The sequence below is a fragment of the Halobellus inordinatus genome (assembly GCF_024498335.1).
In the GTDB taxonomy this organism is placed as follows: domain Archaea; phylum Halobacteriota; class Halobacteria; order Halobacteriales; family Haloferacaceae; genus Haloquadratum; species Haloquadratum inordinatus.
On sequence record NZ_CP101825.1, the window covers coordinates 228,909 to 244,212 of the forward strand.

Sequence of the window (15,304 nt, forward strand, 5' to 3'; positions counted from 1 at the left end):
AGAGCGATACCTGCCGAGAGCGACATCCGTTCGGCAGTACGCTGCATCACTCACTATGAAGACTACAGGTATTCACCACGTCACGGCCGTCGCCGGCGATCCGCAGCAGAACCTCGACTTCTACACCGAGGTTCTCGGACTTCGCCTCGTCAAGCGAACGGTCAACTTCGACGATCCCACGACGTATCACCTCTACTACGGCGACGAGACGGGCAGCCCGGGCACAGCGCTGACGTTCTTCCCCTTCGAGGGCGCGCGGCAGGGCTGTCCCGGCCGCGGGCAGGCGGTCGCAACGGCGTTCGCCGTACCCGAGGGGAGCCTCGACTACTGGGCCGATCGGCTCGACGCCAGCGACGCGACTGTCCACGACCGGCAGACGCGCTTCGGCGCGGGCGTGCTCCCCTTCGAGGACCCTCACGGGCAACCCCTCGAACTCGTCGAGGCCGAGTCGCCGATCGAACCGTGGGCGGACGGCCCCGTTCCAGCCGACCGCGCGATTCGCGGCTTCTTCGGCGTGACGCTACACTCCGAGGAACCGGACGCGACGGCGAACGTCCTCGACGTGCTCGGCTTCGACCGCGTCGACTCGGAGCCCGACCCCGACGACGGTGCAGAGCGGGTCCGCTACGCCGCTTGTGGGGATCGCGCGACCGTCGTCGACGTGCTTCGCCGCGGGCCGCCACGGGGTCGCCCCGGCGTCGGCACCGTCCACCACGTCGCGTTCCGCGCGGCCGACGAGGACGAACAGATGGCCTGGCGCGAGCGCCTCTCCGATGCTGGACAATTCGTGACGCCGCAGAAGGACCGGCAGTACTTTCGGTCGATCTACTTCCGCGAACCCGGTGGCATCCTCTTCGAGATCGCGACCGACGGGCCGGGGTTCACGGCCGACGAGTCGGTCGTGGAACTCGGCTCGGAACTCAAGCTCCCGTCGTGGCTGGAAGACGAGCGCGAGCGGATCGAAGCGGCGCTGCCGTCGCTCGGCGACGCCGATGAAACGGCGGCGAACGACGAGGGGAGTGAGACAACGGTGAGCGACGAGGGGAGCGGGGCACCGACGACTGACGAGGATGGTGAAGCCACAGTGACCGACGGTGGTGAGTGCCGATGAGCCGACCCGCCGATTCCGAGGACCCGCACGCGGGGCAGCCGATTCAGACCGCCGGCGCATCGCCTGCGGAGGCCGACGCCGCCGTCGTCCTCGTCCACGGGCGAGGCGCGCGAGCCGACGGGATGCTCCAGTTCGCCCAGGAGTTCCACCACGACGGCGTTCACTACGTCGCGCCGCAGGCCCAGCGCGGCACCTGGTATCCGAACCGGTTCGTCGCGCCGATCGAGCGGAATCAGCCCCACCTCGACTCGGCGCTGTCGCACCTCGAACGCGCCGTCGAAGAAGCCCGGTCGGGCGGGCTCCCGGCTGAAAAGGTGATCTTGGTCGGATTCTCACAGGGCGCGTGTCTCGTCTCGGAGTTCGTGGCGCGCACGCCGCGGCGGTACGGCGGACTCGTGCTGCTCTCCGGCGGACTGATCGGTCAGGAGGGGACCGACTTCGACTACGAGGGCGACGTCGACGGAATGCCGTTCTTCCTCGGCGTCAGCGACGACGACCCCCACATTCCGATGTCGCGCGCGGAGGAGACCGTCGAGGTGTTCGAACGACTGGGCGCCGACGTCCGATTCGACCGCTACGAGGGTCGTGGCCACGGAATCTTCGAGGAGGAGATCGAGTACCTCGACGAACTCGTCGCGGGCATCGTCGAGTGAGAGACAGGCGCGAGCGGCAATCTCTCGTCGGTCGGCCGTCGATCAGTCGGCAGCGATCGTGGTCTGCTGCGGGCGGACCCACTTCGACTCCTTTCGGGACTGGACCGTCTCCTCGGGGCAGACCGTGACGAACTCGTCGTTCCGCCAGTCGTAGGCGGTGAGTTCGTTGCCGTAGACACAGCCGGTGTCGAGGCCGACGGCGTGCTCGCGGACGACGGGCGCGGCCAGCGGCGTGTGCCCGAAGAAGACGCGGTCGGGGCCCTCGTAGACCTCCCACCAGAACGGTCGCTCGTAGCCCGACGACAGCGAGCGGAAGTTCTGGAGGTCGTCGACGTCGTGGTCGGCGAGCGACTTCCGGGGGTCGACGCCGCCGTGGACGACGAGCGTGTCCTCCCACGAGAGAGCGACCGGCTGGTCGGCGATCCACTCGAGGTCCTCGTCGGTGAGCGCCGCGAGCGACTTCGAGCCGCGGAGGAGTTTCTCCTCGTTGTTGCCGCGGACGGTCACCATATTCGCCGACTCGCGGACGAGGTCGAGTACGCCCTTGCTGTCGGGGCCTTTCCGGACGAGGTCGCCGACGAACGCGACGAGGTCGTCGTCGGTCACTTCGAGTTTTCTGAGCAGTCGTTCCAGGTCCGCTCGGCAGCCGTGGACGTCGCCGACGACGTAGACGTCGTCCCACTCGCTGACGTCCAGGTGTTCGTGGTCGACAGCCGCGGCGAACTGTGGCTCGGTCATCGTTCGTGCCGTGAACTGTCGGGAGGCCTGTAAACGGTTGCTAGTATTCTCGGTGTGAGCTATATAGTCACGCGTTGGCCTTGGCGCTACTGTGGGACGCCTTTCGCCGGTCGGATCGGCGGGTCCGGAACCTCTTTGAGACGTTCGACCAACTGTTCGGGTATGAGCGACGGACCTCTCGACGAGGAGACGCTAGCGAAGTACAGGGAGGCCGGATCGGTCCTCCGGCAGGTCCTCGACGAGGCCGCAGAAAAGGTCGAACCGGGCGTCACCCACCTCGAAGTCGCCGAGTTCGCCGAGGCGCGCATCGAGGAACTCGCAGACGGGTGCGCCTTCCCGGTGAATATCAGCATCGACGAGGAGGCCTCACACGCCACGCCCGGCCGCGACGACGAGACCGAATTCGACGACGGGATGGTCTGTCTGGACTGCGGCGTCCACGTCGACGGCTACATCGCCGACGCGGCGGTGACCGTCGACCTCTCCGGGAACCCGGAACTCGTCGAGGCCGCCGAGGAGGCGCTCGACGCGGCACTCGACGCCGTCGCACCCGGCGTCGAAACTGGCGTGGTCGGCGGCGAGATCGAGGACGTGATCCGCGGCTACGGCTACACGCCCGTCCTGAACCTCTCGGGTCACGGCGTCGCGCAGTGGGACGCTCACACGGGCCCGACGATCCCGAACCGGGGCACCGACCGCGGTGTGGAACTCGAAGTCGGCGACGTCGTCGCCATCGAACCGTTCGCGACGACCGGGCGCGGCAAGGTCACCGAGGGCTCGAAAGAGGAGATCTACAGCCTCGAACGCGACCGCTCGGTGCGGAACCGCTCGGCGCGGAAGGTCCTCGAACAGGTGAAAGAGGAGTACCGAACCCTTCCGTTCGCCGCGCGCTGGCTGGACGAGCCGCGCGCTGAGATGGCCATCACACGGCTCGAACAGCAGGGCGTCCTCCACGGCTATCCCGTGCTGAAAGAGGACGACGGCGAACTCGTCAGCCAGGCCGAACACACCGTCGTCGTCACCGAGGACGGGTACGAGAACCTGACGGCGTGAGCGAGATGGACCAGGTGTTCGCACCGTGGCGGATCGAGTGGGTCGAGCGCAACGGCAACGAGGACATCGACGGCTGCCCGTTCTGCGTTCTGCCCGAGCGTCACGACGACCGGGAGAGCCGGATCGTCGCCCGCAGCGAACACGCCTTCGTGATCCTGAACAACTACCCGTACAACCCGGGACACCTGATGATCATCCCGTACCGCCACACGGGCGAGTGGAGCGACCTGCGCGACGCGGAACTGCTCGATCACGCACGGCTGAAAGTGGCGGCGATCGACGCCCTCGACGCCGCGTTCAACCCTGACGGCGTGAACGCCGGCGAGAACCTCGGCGGAAAGGCCGCCGGCGGGTCGATCGGCGATCACGTCCACACGCACCTCGTTCCCCGGTGGAGCGGCGACACGAACTTTATGCCCGTCATCGGCGACACGAAGGTGATCGTCGAGGCGCTCGAAGACACCTACGACCGCCTGCACGAGGCGTTCGCGTCGCTGCCGGCAGCGACAGCCGACGCTGACGCGGCGGACGGAACGGCCGCAGGCGAGTCAGGTGACAGCGACGGGCCGACGCGGGCCGTCAGGCTCGACTTCGATCTGGCGACCGAAGCGACTTAGCCCTCCGAGCGGTAGGCAAAAACGATGAGCGACGACCGGAAACGGGTCGTCCGCCGCGTCGGGGCGATCGTACTCGCGGTCAATCTCGGCCTCGCGCTGGCGAAAGGGGGCGTCTGGTGGCTCACCGGGAGCCTCGCGGTCGGCTCCGAAGCGGTCAACAGCGTCGCCGACAGCGTCTACAGTATCGTCATTCTCGCCGGTCTGTATCTGACGACGCAGCCGCCCGACTTCGAGCACCCGCACGGCCACGAGCGAATCGAACCGTTCGTCTCGCTGTTCGTCGCGCTGGGCGTGTTCGCGGCGGGCGCGGCCGTGCTCTGGAACGCCACGACGGCGGTGCTGAACGGGACGTACGGCGTCGAGGCCGGAACGACGGCGGTCGCGGTCCTCGTCGGGACTGCCGTCACGAAATACGGTCTCTACCGGTACTGTCTCCGAATTGGTGAACGCCGCCACTCGCCTGCACTCGTCGCGGCCGCGCTCGACAATCGAAACGACATTCTGACCGCGGGCGCGGCGCTCGTCGGCGTGCTCGGTGCGTCCTTCGGCGCGCCGATCCTCGATCCGATCGCCGCGGGCGTCGTCTCGCTCGGCATCTTCTACACGGGCTATGAGATCGTCCGCGACAACGTGAACTACCTCGTCGGCGCGGCACCCCCCGAAGAACTCCGCTGGGAAATCATCGAACGCGCGCTCGAACACCCAGAGGTCCGCGGCGCCCACGACGTCGTCGCCCACTACGTCGGCCCCGAAGTCGACGTGAGCATCCACATCGAAGTAGAAGGGGATATGACGCTGTTCGAGGCCCACGACATCGAGTCGGCCGTCGTCGACTCGATCCGCGCGATGCCCGAGGTCGACGACGTATTCGTCCACGTCGACCCGAAAGAACTCGGCGAGTGGAAGGAAGACGCAGAGGCCGATCAGCTCCTCGAAACCGTGGCAGAGGACGGCGACGACGGCGACGACGGCGACCGCGCCGAACGGAGAGAGCAAGCGCGCTGATAGCGAATAGACGCGACACGACGCATAGAGCGACGAGACACGCGGACGTAGCAGACGCGAGTACTCGCATCCACGACTCTCGACTCGTCCCGCGGTGCTCACGCCTTTCCAGCGATCGTGAGCCGGACCCACCCGAGTTCGGGGATGTGGAACTGCGCTTTCGCTCTGACCCAGGAGGGCTTGACTACCGGCGCGATGCCCGCGGCCTGGTCGTACGCGCGGTTGTTGTCGCCCTTCGTGATGTAGCCCGCGTGCGGTGCGGGACAGGCGGCCAGTTCCGCGCAGTCGTCCGCGCCGCGAAGATACGCCGGGTCGGCCTCGTCGTACCAGTTCTCACCAGCGTCGACCCTGAACTGCGCGCGGTGGATGATCGGCGATCCCGCCCTCCCAGGCGGAGCGAAGACGATGACGTCGCCAGAGGCCCCGAGGCGAGAGTAGTTCCCGGCGGTCGCAGCAGTAACGACGCCGCGCGCGTCCGCCGATGCCCCGGCGAACCGGCCGGGATCGGAGACGACGACGAGGTCGCCGGTTTCGACGTGTGGCACCATACTCGGGCTCTCGATGGCCACCATCGGCGGCCACACGCCCGCGACGCCGAAGAGCACGACGCCGAGAGCGAGGACCACCGCGACCGTCGTGGCGGCGTCGCGGAGGTGGAGGAAGGCGGCGGACCGATCCATCGACAGTCCGTGCGGGACGAGGCCGAAAAAAGACCGCGGTCAGCGCCGACGCGGCAGCGTCGGAGGCGCTTGTCGAACGCGACGACTCATAGTGATTACTCTCACTGTGTACCGCCGAGCGCCACTCCCAGTGGCGATGGTCGGCGGTAAGAGACGAGAGTAATCATTATCACACCGGGTCGCCGAACGCGTACACCGTCTGGTGGCTCGTCACCTCGACGTCGAGGAAGTCGCCGGGTTCGATCCCGTGTTCGGCGGCGTTCTGCACGATGATCTGCCGGTAGGCCTCGTCGCGGCACTTCAGCGAGTCGCCCGTCCCCTCGCGGACGGCCATCACCCGATGCGTCTCGCCGACCATCGACTCGTAGGCCTCGGCGACGACGTCCATCTTCAGTTCGGACATCTCCTTCGAGCGCTCCTTTTTCACCGTCCCGCCGAGACCCTTCATCTCGGCGGCGTCGGTGCCGGGGCGCTTCGAGAAGCGCGTGATGTTCACCTTCTCGGGCCGAACCTCGCGGAACAGCGCCATACTCTGGGCGTGGTCCTCGTCGGTCTCGGTCGGGAACCCGACGATGAAGTCCGTCGAGAGCGTCCAGTAGTCCAGCGTCTCGTCGAACGTCTCGACGATTTCGGTGAACTTCTCGACGCGGTGTTGTCGCCGCATCGCTTCGAGAACGGTGTCGGAGCCGGACTGAACGGGGAGGTGAATGAAGTTGTACAGTTCGTCGTGGCGCGCGAAGACCTCCGCCAGTTCCTCGCGGATGCCGTGGACGCCACCGGGGTTGGCCATCCCCAGTCGAACCCGGAAGTCGCCGTCGATCTCGGTGCAGATCCGGTCGAGCAGTTCCGGAAGCTTGCGGTCGCCCGTATCCCAGCCGTAGACGCCGGTGTCCTGTCCGGTTATCCGCAACTCCTTCGCACCGGCGTGGACGAGTGCGCGGGCCTTCTCGACGTTCTCTTCGACCGGCGGCGAATCGACGCGGCCGGTCGCGAACTTCGTGATGCAGTACGAGCAGTTCGAGAGGCAACCGCGAGCGATCGGGAGGATGCCGACGACGCCGTCCAGCACGGGTTCGGTCCCCGGGCCGGGCGTCGGGCACTCGCCGTTCGTGACCGCGGCGGGGACGTCGTCCCAGTGGAGGATCTGGGCGTCGACGTCCTCCTCGCGGAACTCCTCGCCCTGTGCGAGGGCCATACAGCCGGTGATGATGAGATCCGCCGTCTCAGACTCCAGTTCTTTGGCCCGACGGAGCATATTGCGCTCCGTCTTCTCGACCACCGTGCAGGTGTTCATAATGGCGACGTCGGCCGCCTCCGGACCGTCGACGGGGTAGTGGCCGGCGTCGCGGAGCGCGCTCTCGATCTGCCGGCTCTCGCCGCGGTTGGAGGTACAGCCGTACGTCTCGATGTGATATCGGGCCATCCGATCGGTGCGAGATACCCGACGAGCGGCCAAAAGCGCGACGGTTCGGGGACAGTCCGCTGGCCGAGATCAGCCGCGAAGCGCCTCGACCGGCGGATCGTTCGCGGCCTTCCACGCGGGGTACAGCCCGCTCAGCACGCTCGCGAAGACGGCGAACCCGAACCCGATCAACAGATAGCGGATGCTCTCCCAGCCGAAGACGAGCGTTGGATCACCGGCCAGGACCTGAAACACCACGAGCCCAACCGCGAACGAGACGGCGGCGCCGACGACGCCCCCGATCACCCCCAGGAACGCGGCTTCGGCGAGGATCATCCGGAGCACTTCGCCGCGGCGGATTCCGACGGCTCTGAGCACGCCGATCTCACCGCGGCGCTCGATCGTGCTCATCAGCATCACGTTGAGGATGGCGACGCTCGCGACGACCAGCGAGATCGAGCCGATCCCGATCAGCGCGAGGTTGAGCGTGTTCAGGAACGCGTCGATGTTCTCTTGTACGCTCGCGAAACTGGTGACGCTCAGTACCTCCTCGTCGCCCTCGTTGAACCGCGCTTCGATGGCGTCGGCGGTTCGCTGGGCTTCCCGGCCGTTCGCGGCCACGATCGTCACCGAGTCGTAGTACTGTTGATCGGCGAGCGCCGACAGGGGCAACACGAGTTCGTTGCCGCCGCCACCGAAGCCGCTCTGCGATTCGATCAGCCCCCGAACCCGGTAGAGCCGTCCGTCGTACTCTACCGGGTCCCCGAGCTCGAAGCCGAGTTGGGTCGCGGTGCTATTGGTGAGTAACGCCCCCGACTGTAGCCGGTCGGGGTTATCGCCCGCCGAGACGTCATAGAGCGCGCTCGCCTCCGTCAGGGCAGTCACGCTGACGCGAGCCTCCTGACCGTCACGCGAGGTGAGCGTCGTCCGGTTGGACTTCTTCGGGACGACCGCAGCGTCGCCGGCGAGGCCTCGGATCTCCTCGACTTGCTCTTCGGTCACGCCCTCGGTGGTGCTGTCCTCGCCGGCGGTGACGGTCACTTCGTCAGCGAGCGTGCCGAGATTCGCGGTCGCCTGCTGTTGGAGTGCGACGCCGGCGATGCCGAGCGACGCGATGGCGACGACGCCGATGACGATTCCGAGCGTCGCCAGCGCCGTCCGGATTCGGTTCCGGCCGAGATTCCGCCACGCCATCTGGACGCTCGGGAACCGCCACAGCGCGCTGGTGATGCTCACGACTGCACCTCCCCGTCGACGAGGCGAACGACGCGGTCGGTGTACTCGACGAACTGCTCGTCGTGCGTCACAGCGACGATAGCGATGTTCTCCTCCTCTTTCAGGCGCGTCAGTTCCTCGAGGATCGTGCGCCCGGTGTCCTGATCCAGATTCCCGGTCGGCTCGTCGGCCAGCAGAATCTCGGGTTCGTTGATCAGGGCGCGGGCGATCGCGACGCGTTGTTGCTGGCCGCCCGAGAGTTGACTCGGCGTGTGGCTAAGCCGGTCACCCAACCCGACGCGCTGCAGGAGATCCACCGCCCGGTCGTGCCGGTCGCGTTTCGTGTCCCACATCGACGGCAGTTCGACGTTCTCCGTCGCGGTCAGCATCGGCAGCAGGTGGAACGCCTGAAACACGAACCCGATCGTCGAGCGTCGCTCCTCGGTGAGTTCGTCTTCCGTGAAGTTGGTGACGTCACGGCCGTCGAGCCGAACCGTTCCCTCTGTCGGCGTATCGAGCAGGCCGATCATATTCAGCATCGTGCTCTTACCCGACCCCGAGGGACCGATCACCGTCACCATCTCGCCGCGGTCGGCGTGGAAGTCGACGCCTTTCAGCGCCTCGATCACCTCCTCGCCGCTCTGATAGCGCTTGACGACGCCTTCGAGTTCGATGACGCTCATTGTCGCCAGCGGTAGACGCCGAACGCGACGAGTACGAGCACGACGATGCCGCCGCCGATCGCGATCAGCGGGAGGCCACCAGCACCAGAGCCACCCGGCGACTGCTGTCCGCCGCTGTCGGCTTCGCCGTCGGTCGCAGACACGACCCCCGCGTCGAAACTCACCTGCTGTGTCGTCGTCACGCGCTCGTTGTCGACGATGTACGAGATTTCGACGGGGACCGACGACACGTCCGACTCAGCGTGCGCCGTCAGCTCGAACCGCGCGAACTCGCTGCCCTCGATCGCGCCGATGAAGTACTCACCCGACGGAGGCGCAGGGCTCACACCGTCAGCGTCGGGGACGCGCACGAGGACCGACTGCGTGTCGGTGGTCCCGAGGTTCGCGGCGTCGCCCTGAATAGTAATCCCCGTGCCGGACCGGGTGACTTCCACGCCGGTGAGGCGGATTTCGCCCGTCACTGGGGTTTGGTCGTCGAGGTCGACGTCGAGCGACGTCGTGTGGGAACCTCCGCCGGCGGAGTAGGTTGCGGTGAACGTAACCGTGTCTGTTTCGAGGTCGTCGGTGTCGAAGACGGTCGATTGGCTCGATCCGGGGTCGACGTCGAACAGGAAGTTGCGTTCGATCGGCTCCCCATCGGCGGTGGCCGTGATATCGACGTCGGTGAGGTTCGTGTTTCCGAAGTTCGTGAGCGTGAGCTCAGTTCCAGACCCGCTTTCGGGCGTGCCGGCCGACAGGCCCGCTCTGACCGTCGGGTCGGACACTTCGACGTACACCGGGTACGTGTAGGAGTAGTACTCGCCCGCGTCGTCCTGAACGACCACCTTGAGCGTCAGCCGCTTTTGGCCGGGGCTCTCAAAGCTCGTCCGCACGGGTACCGTGACCGAGCCGCCGGGGGCGACCGATCCGAGTTCTTCGACTCGCGCGTACTCTCTGGTGGTTCCGGGCACGCGAACGAAGACGTCCCGCACGTTGACTGTCGAGGGACTGTTTTCGAGGTTCGAGATCGTCGTCTCGATAGTTACTGTTTCGCCCGTGTTCGGGTCCTCGGGACTAATAGTGACAGCAGACATCTGGACGGCCGGACCGGCGGCCGAGGCGGTCGTTACGGCAGCGCCCGAGCTACCGAGCAGGAGGGACAGTACGACGAGCACGCGGAGGGATGTGGACCAATTCATAGTGCGTATCGTGGCGTCGTGACCCGTGGCTGTAGGTCGATCGACACGAACACGTCGCTCTGGGAGCGCGGTGCTTGCAAGTCTTTCCCTGTTCGTCCGACGAACAAGGCACCGGGAGCGACGCCACTCGGCGGTGAGAGAAAGAAGGAGAAGGGAGCTATGTCGCAGCTAGTTGTTGAACATCTCGCGCATCATCGGGTGCATCTCCATCAGCTGCTCCTCGGCGATCTCCTCGTACAGCTTGTACGTGATGGAGACCGTAAGCAGCAGCCCCGTTCCGGAGACGCCGCCGATCGTGCCCAGCATATTCGCGAGCACGGCCAGCAGGCCGACGAGCGCACCGCCGATGACGGTCACCTGCGGGATGTAGCGCTCCATGACCTTCTCGATGACCTGTGGGTTCCGCCGGAAGCCGGGGATCTGCATCCCGGAGTTCTGGATCTGACGGGCGGTCGCTTCGGGACCCATCCCCGTCGTCTCGACCCAGAAGATGGCGAAGATCGCGCCACCGACGATCATAAAGATCAGGTCGATGAGCACGCGGGCGACGATCGCGAGGGGCTCCTGGGAGGTGAATCCGAGGAACCACATCCAGTCCTGACGGGACTGGATCGGCGCGAGATACCAGAACAGGCCACCGGTGACCTGTCCCTGCGTGTACTGACCGAGCCACGCGGGCATCCCCGTCCACCAGTTGTTCAGGATCTGCCCGAGGAACTGGAGGTTCGCCTGCAGCGCGCGAACGAGGATCATCGGCAGGACGCTCGCGTAGATGAGCTTCACCGGGAAGCGACCGCGCGCGCCCTTGACGTTGGCGTGTGAGAGCGGGATCTCGACCCGGACGCTCTCCGCGTAGACGACGATGCCGAAGATGAGCAGCGTCGTGATGAGTGCGAGGATCTGCCCCTGTCCGAGGAAGATGTCGGAGAGACCCCCCGGCGTCAGCGGCGAGCCGATCTCGGCTGCACCGGTGAGGATCCCGATCCACGTCGGGAAGAACCCGCTTTGCCCGCCGAGGCTCTGCCAACTGAACAGACCCGCGACGAGTTGCTGGCTGACGCCAGCGATAATGAACAGGCCGACACCGGAGCCGACGCCCCACTTGCTCACGATCTCGTCCATGAACAGGATGAGGACGCCGCCGACGAACATCTGCGCGAAGATGATACCCTTCACGCCGACGGTGCCGATACCGAGCGACTGCGCGAGCGGTTCGCTCGCCGGCAGGAAGTTGCCGGCGAACACCATCGGGAGCCCGGTCAGACAGATCATCACGACCACCAGCAGCTTCTGGAGACCCTGATAGAGGATCTGATCTCGGGGGTCGTCGGTGTCCAGCCCCAGCAGATCGGCTCCGCCGAGCAACTGGAGAACGATGCTCGCCGTGACGATCGGACCGATACCCAGCTGCAGGATCGACCCCTGCGAGCCGGCGAGGATACTACGGAACTGTCCGTAGAAGTCCCCGCCCGCGCCACTGGTCTGCAGTCCGAACAGCGTCACGTTCGTCAGGAAGAAATACAGCACGAGGATCCCGGCAGTCCAGCCAAGCTTCCGGCGGAACGGGACGTGTCCCTCCGGACGCGCGACTGACGGCATCCGCGTCAGCACCGGTTCGGCGGCCTCCTTCCAACCCATGGATTACTCCTCGGCGTCGTCTGTGTTAGATTCTTCTGCTTCGTCCTCGGCGGCGAGCTCCTCGCCGCGTTCGGTGAGTTCGACGCTGCCGCCGGCGTCCTCGACGAGTTCGGCCGCGCCGTCAGAGAACGCGTCGGCGACGAGGTGCAGTTCCTGTCGGACCTGCCCGCCACCGAGCACCTTCACGATGTCGGCGTCTTCGGCATCGTCTGCGACGTCGCGAGCGTCGACGTGGTACGCGTCGCCGTCCTTCTCTGCGAGACCGTCGGCGGCCAGCAGGGCCGCGTCCTCGTCGATCTCTTGGACGTTGACCTCAGCGATCGTTCGCTGGGAGTCCTCGGGTCGCTTGAACCCGTGTTTGCCGATCGGCTCGTAGTTGTGGAACTCGTGCTTGTCGCGACCGGCGCGACCGCGGCCGCCACGGTGGCCGGCACCGCGCCGGTTCTTGTGGGTGCCGCCGCCGTGCGTGCGCGACCCGCGCTGGCGTCGTTTCTTCGACGTCATCGCATTGCCTCCAGGAGTTCGTCGATCTCTTCGGTCTGGTGCTTTCCGAGCTGACCGCCTTCGATGGTCGGGTGCTTCTGACCGCGGTGTCCGCCGCGCGGCGGGTGCAGTCGAAGGACCGGCGAGAGACCCTGCTCACGCAGCGTCGTCTCCTCGTCGACCAGCGCCTCTGCGAGCGCACCGAAGTCGTCGTAGTCGGTGTTCTCCGCGAGCCACTCGTCGTCGACGTCAGCCTCGCCCTCCTCGGGCTCGGCTCGGGTGCGGAGCACCGTCTCGATGACGTCCGCGCTCGGCTCGCCGTGTGCGACGTAGTCGTTGACCTTCGTGATCATTCCGCGGTACGTCTCCGTCTCCGGGACGAGCGCGCAATGGTTCACGTGATGGATGTTGAGCATCTTGAGCGTGTCGTGAACGCCCGTGCTCATATTAACATCGCCGCGGATCTGAACGACTGCCTGCATCACTCGTTCACCTCTTGTTCACGCTGCTTGGCCGCGGCGCGTCGGGGCGTCCGCGACTGCGAGGCGTTCTTCAGCGCGTTGTACGTCGCTTTCGCGAGGTTGACTGTGGTCCGCGTGTTCCCGTTCGAGCGGGTCCAGGCGTCCTGGACGCCCGCCAGTTCGAGGATGTTGCGGACGGTCGGTGCAGCCGCGAGGCCGAGGCCCTGCGGCGCGGGCATCACTTCGACGGTCACCGAGCCTGCTTTCCCTTCTGCCTTCCGCGTCAGGGAGTTGAGGCCACCGGCGGAGTCCTCCCAGGACCCCGAACCGCGGTCCACCGAGATGATGTTGAGCTTCGCGACGTCGATCGCCTTCTGGATAGCCGATCCGACCTGGTCGTCTCGCGCCTCGGCGTAGCCGAGGTAGCCGTCGCGGTTACCGATCGCGACGACGCAGCGGAACTTGACCCGGCGCCCGGAGTCGGTCATCCGCTGGACCATATTGATGTCGAGAACCTCGTCGTCGAGCCCCGGCAGGAGCTGATCGACGAGTTCCGGCTCTTTCAGGGGCAGGCCCGTGTTGAGGGCCTGCTCCATCGAGGTGACGTCGCCTTCCTGTACCATTCGGCCGAGCCGCGTGCGCGGCGTCCAGCCGTTGTCGTTGCGTTGGCTCATGCGTCCTCCTGTAGTCGCTCGAGCACTTCGTCGAAGTGCTCAGGGAGTTTCGTGGCGTCGAAGTCCCCGGAGTAGAGGTCCTCGTCGAGCTGCTCGGCGTACTCGGCGATGTGCTCGCCGCGGTTACGCGACCAGTCTGCGAGAACCGCGTCGTTGTGCGGGATCTCGAGGCCAGCGTCTATTGCTCCTTCCTGCACCGCGAACACCTTGTTACCGGGCGTCGCGGTGTTCAGTCCGATGTCGAGTACGGCCTCTTCGAGGCCGGCTTCGATGGCTCGCGTCCCAGCGAGGAACCCGGTGAGGTACGCGCTCGGCAGGTTCCCAGTGGGAGCCTCCCAGCCGTACTCGCCGAGGTCCTCCGAGGACGCGGCCGCGTGCGTTTCGTCTCCGTCCGGACCGGGGGTGATCAGCTGCGCCCTGACGTGCTTGTTGCTCACGCGAGCAACGAGGCGGGGCTTGCCCGATTTCAGCAGGCGCAACCTCTGGTGGTAGTCCGTCCGGACCTCGCGGCGACGCCGCATCGGCACCTTGTAGCGTGGTCCTGTTGCCATTATTCTATCTCCACGTCGTAGTTGTTCCGGATGTGTGCTTCGAGCCGCGCCACGTCTTCGAACTCGCCACCCGACGCCTTGTTGTACACTTCGCGGTACTGCGTCGGATTGAGCGGGCCGTCGTCGCGCAGTTCCTTCAGGCGACGACGCTGTGCGCGGATGCGGCTGACCCATTCGTCTTTCGAGTTCTTCCGACCGCCGGCTTTCCCTTTGCGGGAGCCGGGGCCCTTGCGGTGACCGTAGGCGCGCTTCGATGCGCGCTCGCGAGCGCGACCCTTGGAGTTGCCCTTCGCGTCCTTGGCGCGAATGGTCCCCTGATCGACCAGGTCACGGATGTCGTCGCGAGTGATGGCCTCCGCAATCTCGGACTGTTCGTCTGGATCGAACCACACGCGGTCCTTTCCGACGTCGAGGACGTCGGCAGCCATACGCTTCTGTGCTTTCAGATCCGTCATTACTCTTCGACCTCCACTTCGACGTAGGTCGGGTTGAGGACGCGGATCTCGCGGTCCTCAGCCACTTCCTCGATACGTTCGCGCTTGCGTGCGCCGACTTTCGAGGCGATTCGGACGGCCTGGGTGTCCCCGTCGACGCCTTCGAGGTCGTCGACGTTGTGGACGCGCACTTCCTCGAATCCCGAGGGGTGCAGACCGCGGGCGGCCTTCGGCGTGCGGTAGCCCGCCTCGACCATATCGCCCTTGCCCTTGATGCCGCGGCGCTGTTTCGAGAGGTTGCCGCGGGGCTTCCGCCACGATTCGGGCGTCCGCTTCTTCTTGTGGTACTGCTGCCGACGGAACGCGGGCTTGCTCTCGCGGTGCTTCTGGCCCAGCGCTCGCGCGGTATCGTCGTCGAGGGTCGGCGTCTTGTCGGCGTGGCCACGGGGACGGAGTTCGGTCTCGACCTCCTCCTCGGGCTCGGCTTCCTCTTCGGTCTCCTCTTCGACTTCTGCCTCGGTCTCCTCGGTGACTTCGAGTCCGCCCACGTCGGCCTTGATACGGGCCGCGAGCGCGTTCCCGATGCCGTCGACCTCTGCGAGTTCCGATTGGCTTGCGGCCTTCACGTCGTCGACCGACTCGTAGCCTGCCTCACGGAGCGCGTCGGCCTTCGAGGGGCCGACGCCGCTGATGTCTTCGAGTGTCTCGATGTCGTCGTCGGACATATG

18 protein-coding genes are annotated in these 15,304 nt (G+C 66.3%); 5 read left to right on the top strand and 13 right to left on the bottom strand.

Translation table 11 applies throughout. The features are described from left to right. Positions 1-55: 55 nt before the first annotated feature. Entirely contained in the window at positions 56-1,111 is a 1,056-nt protein-coding gene (locus NO362_RS01065) for a ring-cleaving dioxygenase (protein ID WP_256545809.1), read from the top strand. After that, entirely contained in the window at positions 1,108-1,764 is a 657-nt protein-coding gene (locus tag NO362_RS01070; RefSeq protein ID WP_256545810.1) for an alpha/beta hydrolase, read from the top strand. Before NO362_RS01065 ends, NO362_RS01070 begins: the two co-directional genes overlap by 4 nt. A gap of 42 nt (positions 1,765-1,806) precedes the next feature. On the opposite strand, the gene NO362_RS01075 is transcribed toward NO362_RS01070, so the two are convergent. Further along, complete coding sequence (locus NO362_RS01075; protein WP_256545811.1) at positions 1,807-2,502, bottom strand: metallophosphoesterase family protein; 696 nt, start codon at positions 2,500-2,502, stop codon at positions 1,807-1,809. 162 nt (positions 2,503-2,664) lie between these two features. On the opposite strand from NO362_RS01075, the gene map reads away from it, so the two are divergent. From map to NO362_RS01090, 3 genes are read left to right on the top strand one after another with little or no spacing between them, the layout of a single operon-like run. Next, positions 2,665-3,555, top strand: a complete 891-nt coding sequence (gene map / locus NO362_RS01080; RefSeq protein ID WP_256545812.1) for a type II methionyl aminopeptidase — start codon at positions 2,665-2,667, stop codon at positions 3,553-3,555. 5 nt (positions 3,556-3,560) lie between these two features. Further along, positions 3,561-4,172, top strand: a complete 612-nt coding sequence (locus NO362_RS01085; protein ID WP_256546651.1) for an HIT family protein — start codon at positions 3,561-3,563, stop codon at positions 4,170-4,172. Positions 4,173-4,196: 24 nt separating this feature from the next. Continuing rightward, the gene (locus NO362_RS01090) at positions 4,197-5,177 is read left to right on the top strand and encodes a cation diffusion facilitator family transporter (RefSeq protein ID WP_256545813.1); all 981 of its coding nucleotides are present in this window, start codon (positions 4,197-4,199) and stop codon (positions 5,175-5,177) included. 98 nt (positions 5,178-5,275) lie between these two features. Here the strand turns inward: NO362_RS01090 and NO362_RS01095 are convergent, their stop codons facing one another. The 12 genes from NO362_RS01095 to NO362_RS01150 all read right to left on the bottom strand — a co-directional run bounded on the left by NO362_RS01095 (position 5,276) and on the right by NO362_RS01150 (position 15,301). Beyond that, a complete protein-coding gene (locus NO362_RS01095) occupies positions 5,276-5,863 on the bottom strand; it encodes a S26 family signal peptidase (protein WP_439331176.1) in 588 nt (195 codons plus the stop codon). Between the two features lie 163 nt (positions 5,864-6,026). Then, positions 6,027-7,280 carry a tRNA (N(6)-L-threonylcarbamoyladenosine(37)-C(2))-methylthiotransferase gene (locus tag NO362_RS01100; protein ID WP_256289214.1) on the bottom strand — a complete coding sequence of 418 codons (1,254 nt, stop codon included), beginning with the start codon at positions 7,278-7,280 and terminating at the stop codon, positions 6,027-6,029. 69 nt (positions 7,281-7,349) lie between these two features. Beyond that, positions 7,350-8,495 carry an ABC transporter permease gene (locus tag NO362_RS01105; RefSeq protein WP_256545815.1) on the bottom strand — a complete coding sequence of 382 codons (1,146 nt, stop codon included), beginning with the start codon at positions 8,493-8,495 and terminating at the stop codon, positions 7,350-7,352. Next, positions 8,492-9,157: an ABC transporter ATP-binding protein gene (locus NO362_RS01110; protein WP_121569949.1), complete on the bottom strand. Its 666-nt coding sequence runs from the start codon at positions 9,155-9,157 to the stop codon at positions 8,492-8,494. Before NO362_RS01110 ends, NO362_RS01105 begins: the two co-directional genes overlap by 4 nt. Continuing rightward, positions 9,154-10,335, bottom strand: a complete 1,182-nt coding sequence (locus NO362_RS01115; protein WP_256545816.1) for a COG1361 family protein — start codon at positions 10,333-10,335, stop codon at positions 9,154-9,156. Before NO362_RS01115 ends, NO362_RS01110 begins: the two co-directional genes overlap by 4 nt. 168 nt (positions 10,336-10,503) lie before the next feature. Then, positions 10,504-11,973, bottom strand: coding sequence for a preprotein translocase subunit SecY (gene secY, locus NO362_RS01120; protein ID WP_256545817.1), 1,470 nt, complete (start codon positions 11,971-11,973; stop codon positions 10,504-10,506). 3 nt (positions 11,974-11,976) lie between these two features. After that, complete coding sequence (locus tag NO362_RS01125; protein WP_256289218.1) at positions 11,977-12,477, bottom strand: uL15m family ribosomal protein; 501 nt, start codon at positions 12,475-12,477, stop codon at positions 11,977-11,979. Then, positions 12,474-12,938, bottom strand: coding sequence for a 50S ribosomal protein L30 (locus tag NO362_RS01130; RefSeq protein ID WP_256545818.1), 465 nt, complete (start codon positions 12,936-12,938; stop codon positions 12,474-12,476). The genes NO362_RS01125 and NO362_RS01130 overlap by 4 nt, the downstream gene beginning before the upstream one ends. Next, the gene (locus tag NO362_RS01135; RefSeq protein WP_256289220.1) at positions 12,938-13,591 is read right to left on the bottom strand and encodes a 30S ribosomal protein S5; all 654 of its coding nucleotides are present in this window, start codon (positions 13,589-13,591) and stop codon (positions 12,938-12,940) included. Before NO362_RS01135 ends, NO362_RS01130 begins: the two co-directional genes overlap by 1 nt. Beyond that, a complete protein-coding gene (locus NO362_RS01140) occupies positions 13,588-14,142 on the bottom strand; it encodes a 50S ribosomal protein L18 (RefSeq protein WP_121569955.1) in 555 nt (184 codons plus the stop codon). Before NO362_RS01140 ends, NO362_RS01135 begins: the two co-directional genes overlap by 4 nt. Further along, complete coding sequence (locus NO362_RS01145; RefSeq protein ID WP_121569956.1) at positions 14,142-14,597, bottom strand: 50S ribosomal protein L19e; 456 nt, start codon at positions 14,595-14,597, stop codon at positions 14,142-14,144. The genes NO362_RS01140 and NO362_RS01145 overlap by 1 nt, the downstream gene beginning before the upstream one ends. Then, positions 14,597-15,301: a 50S ribosomal protein L32e gene (locus NO362_RS01150; RefSeq protein ID WP_256545819.1), complete on the bottom strand. Its 705-nt coding sequence runs from the start codon at positions 15,299-15,301 to the stop codon at positions 14,597-14,599. The genes NO362_RS01145 and NO362_RS01150 overlap by 1 nt, the downstream gene beginning before the upstream one ends. Positions 15,302-15,304: the final 3 nt, after the last annotated feature.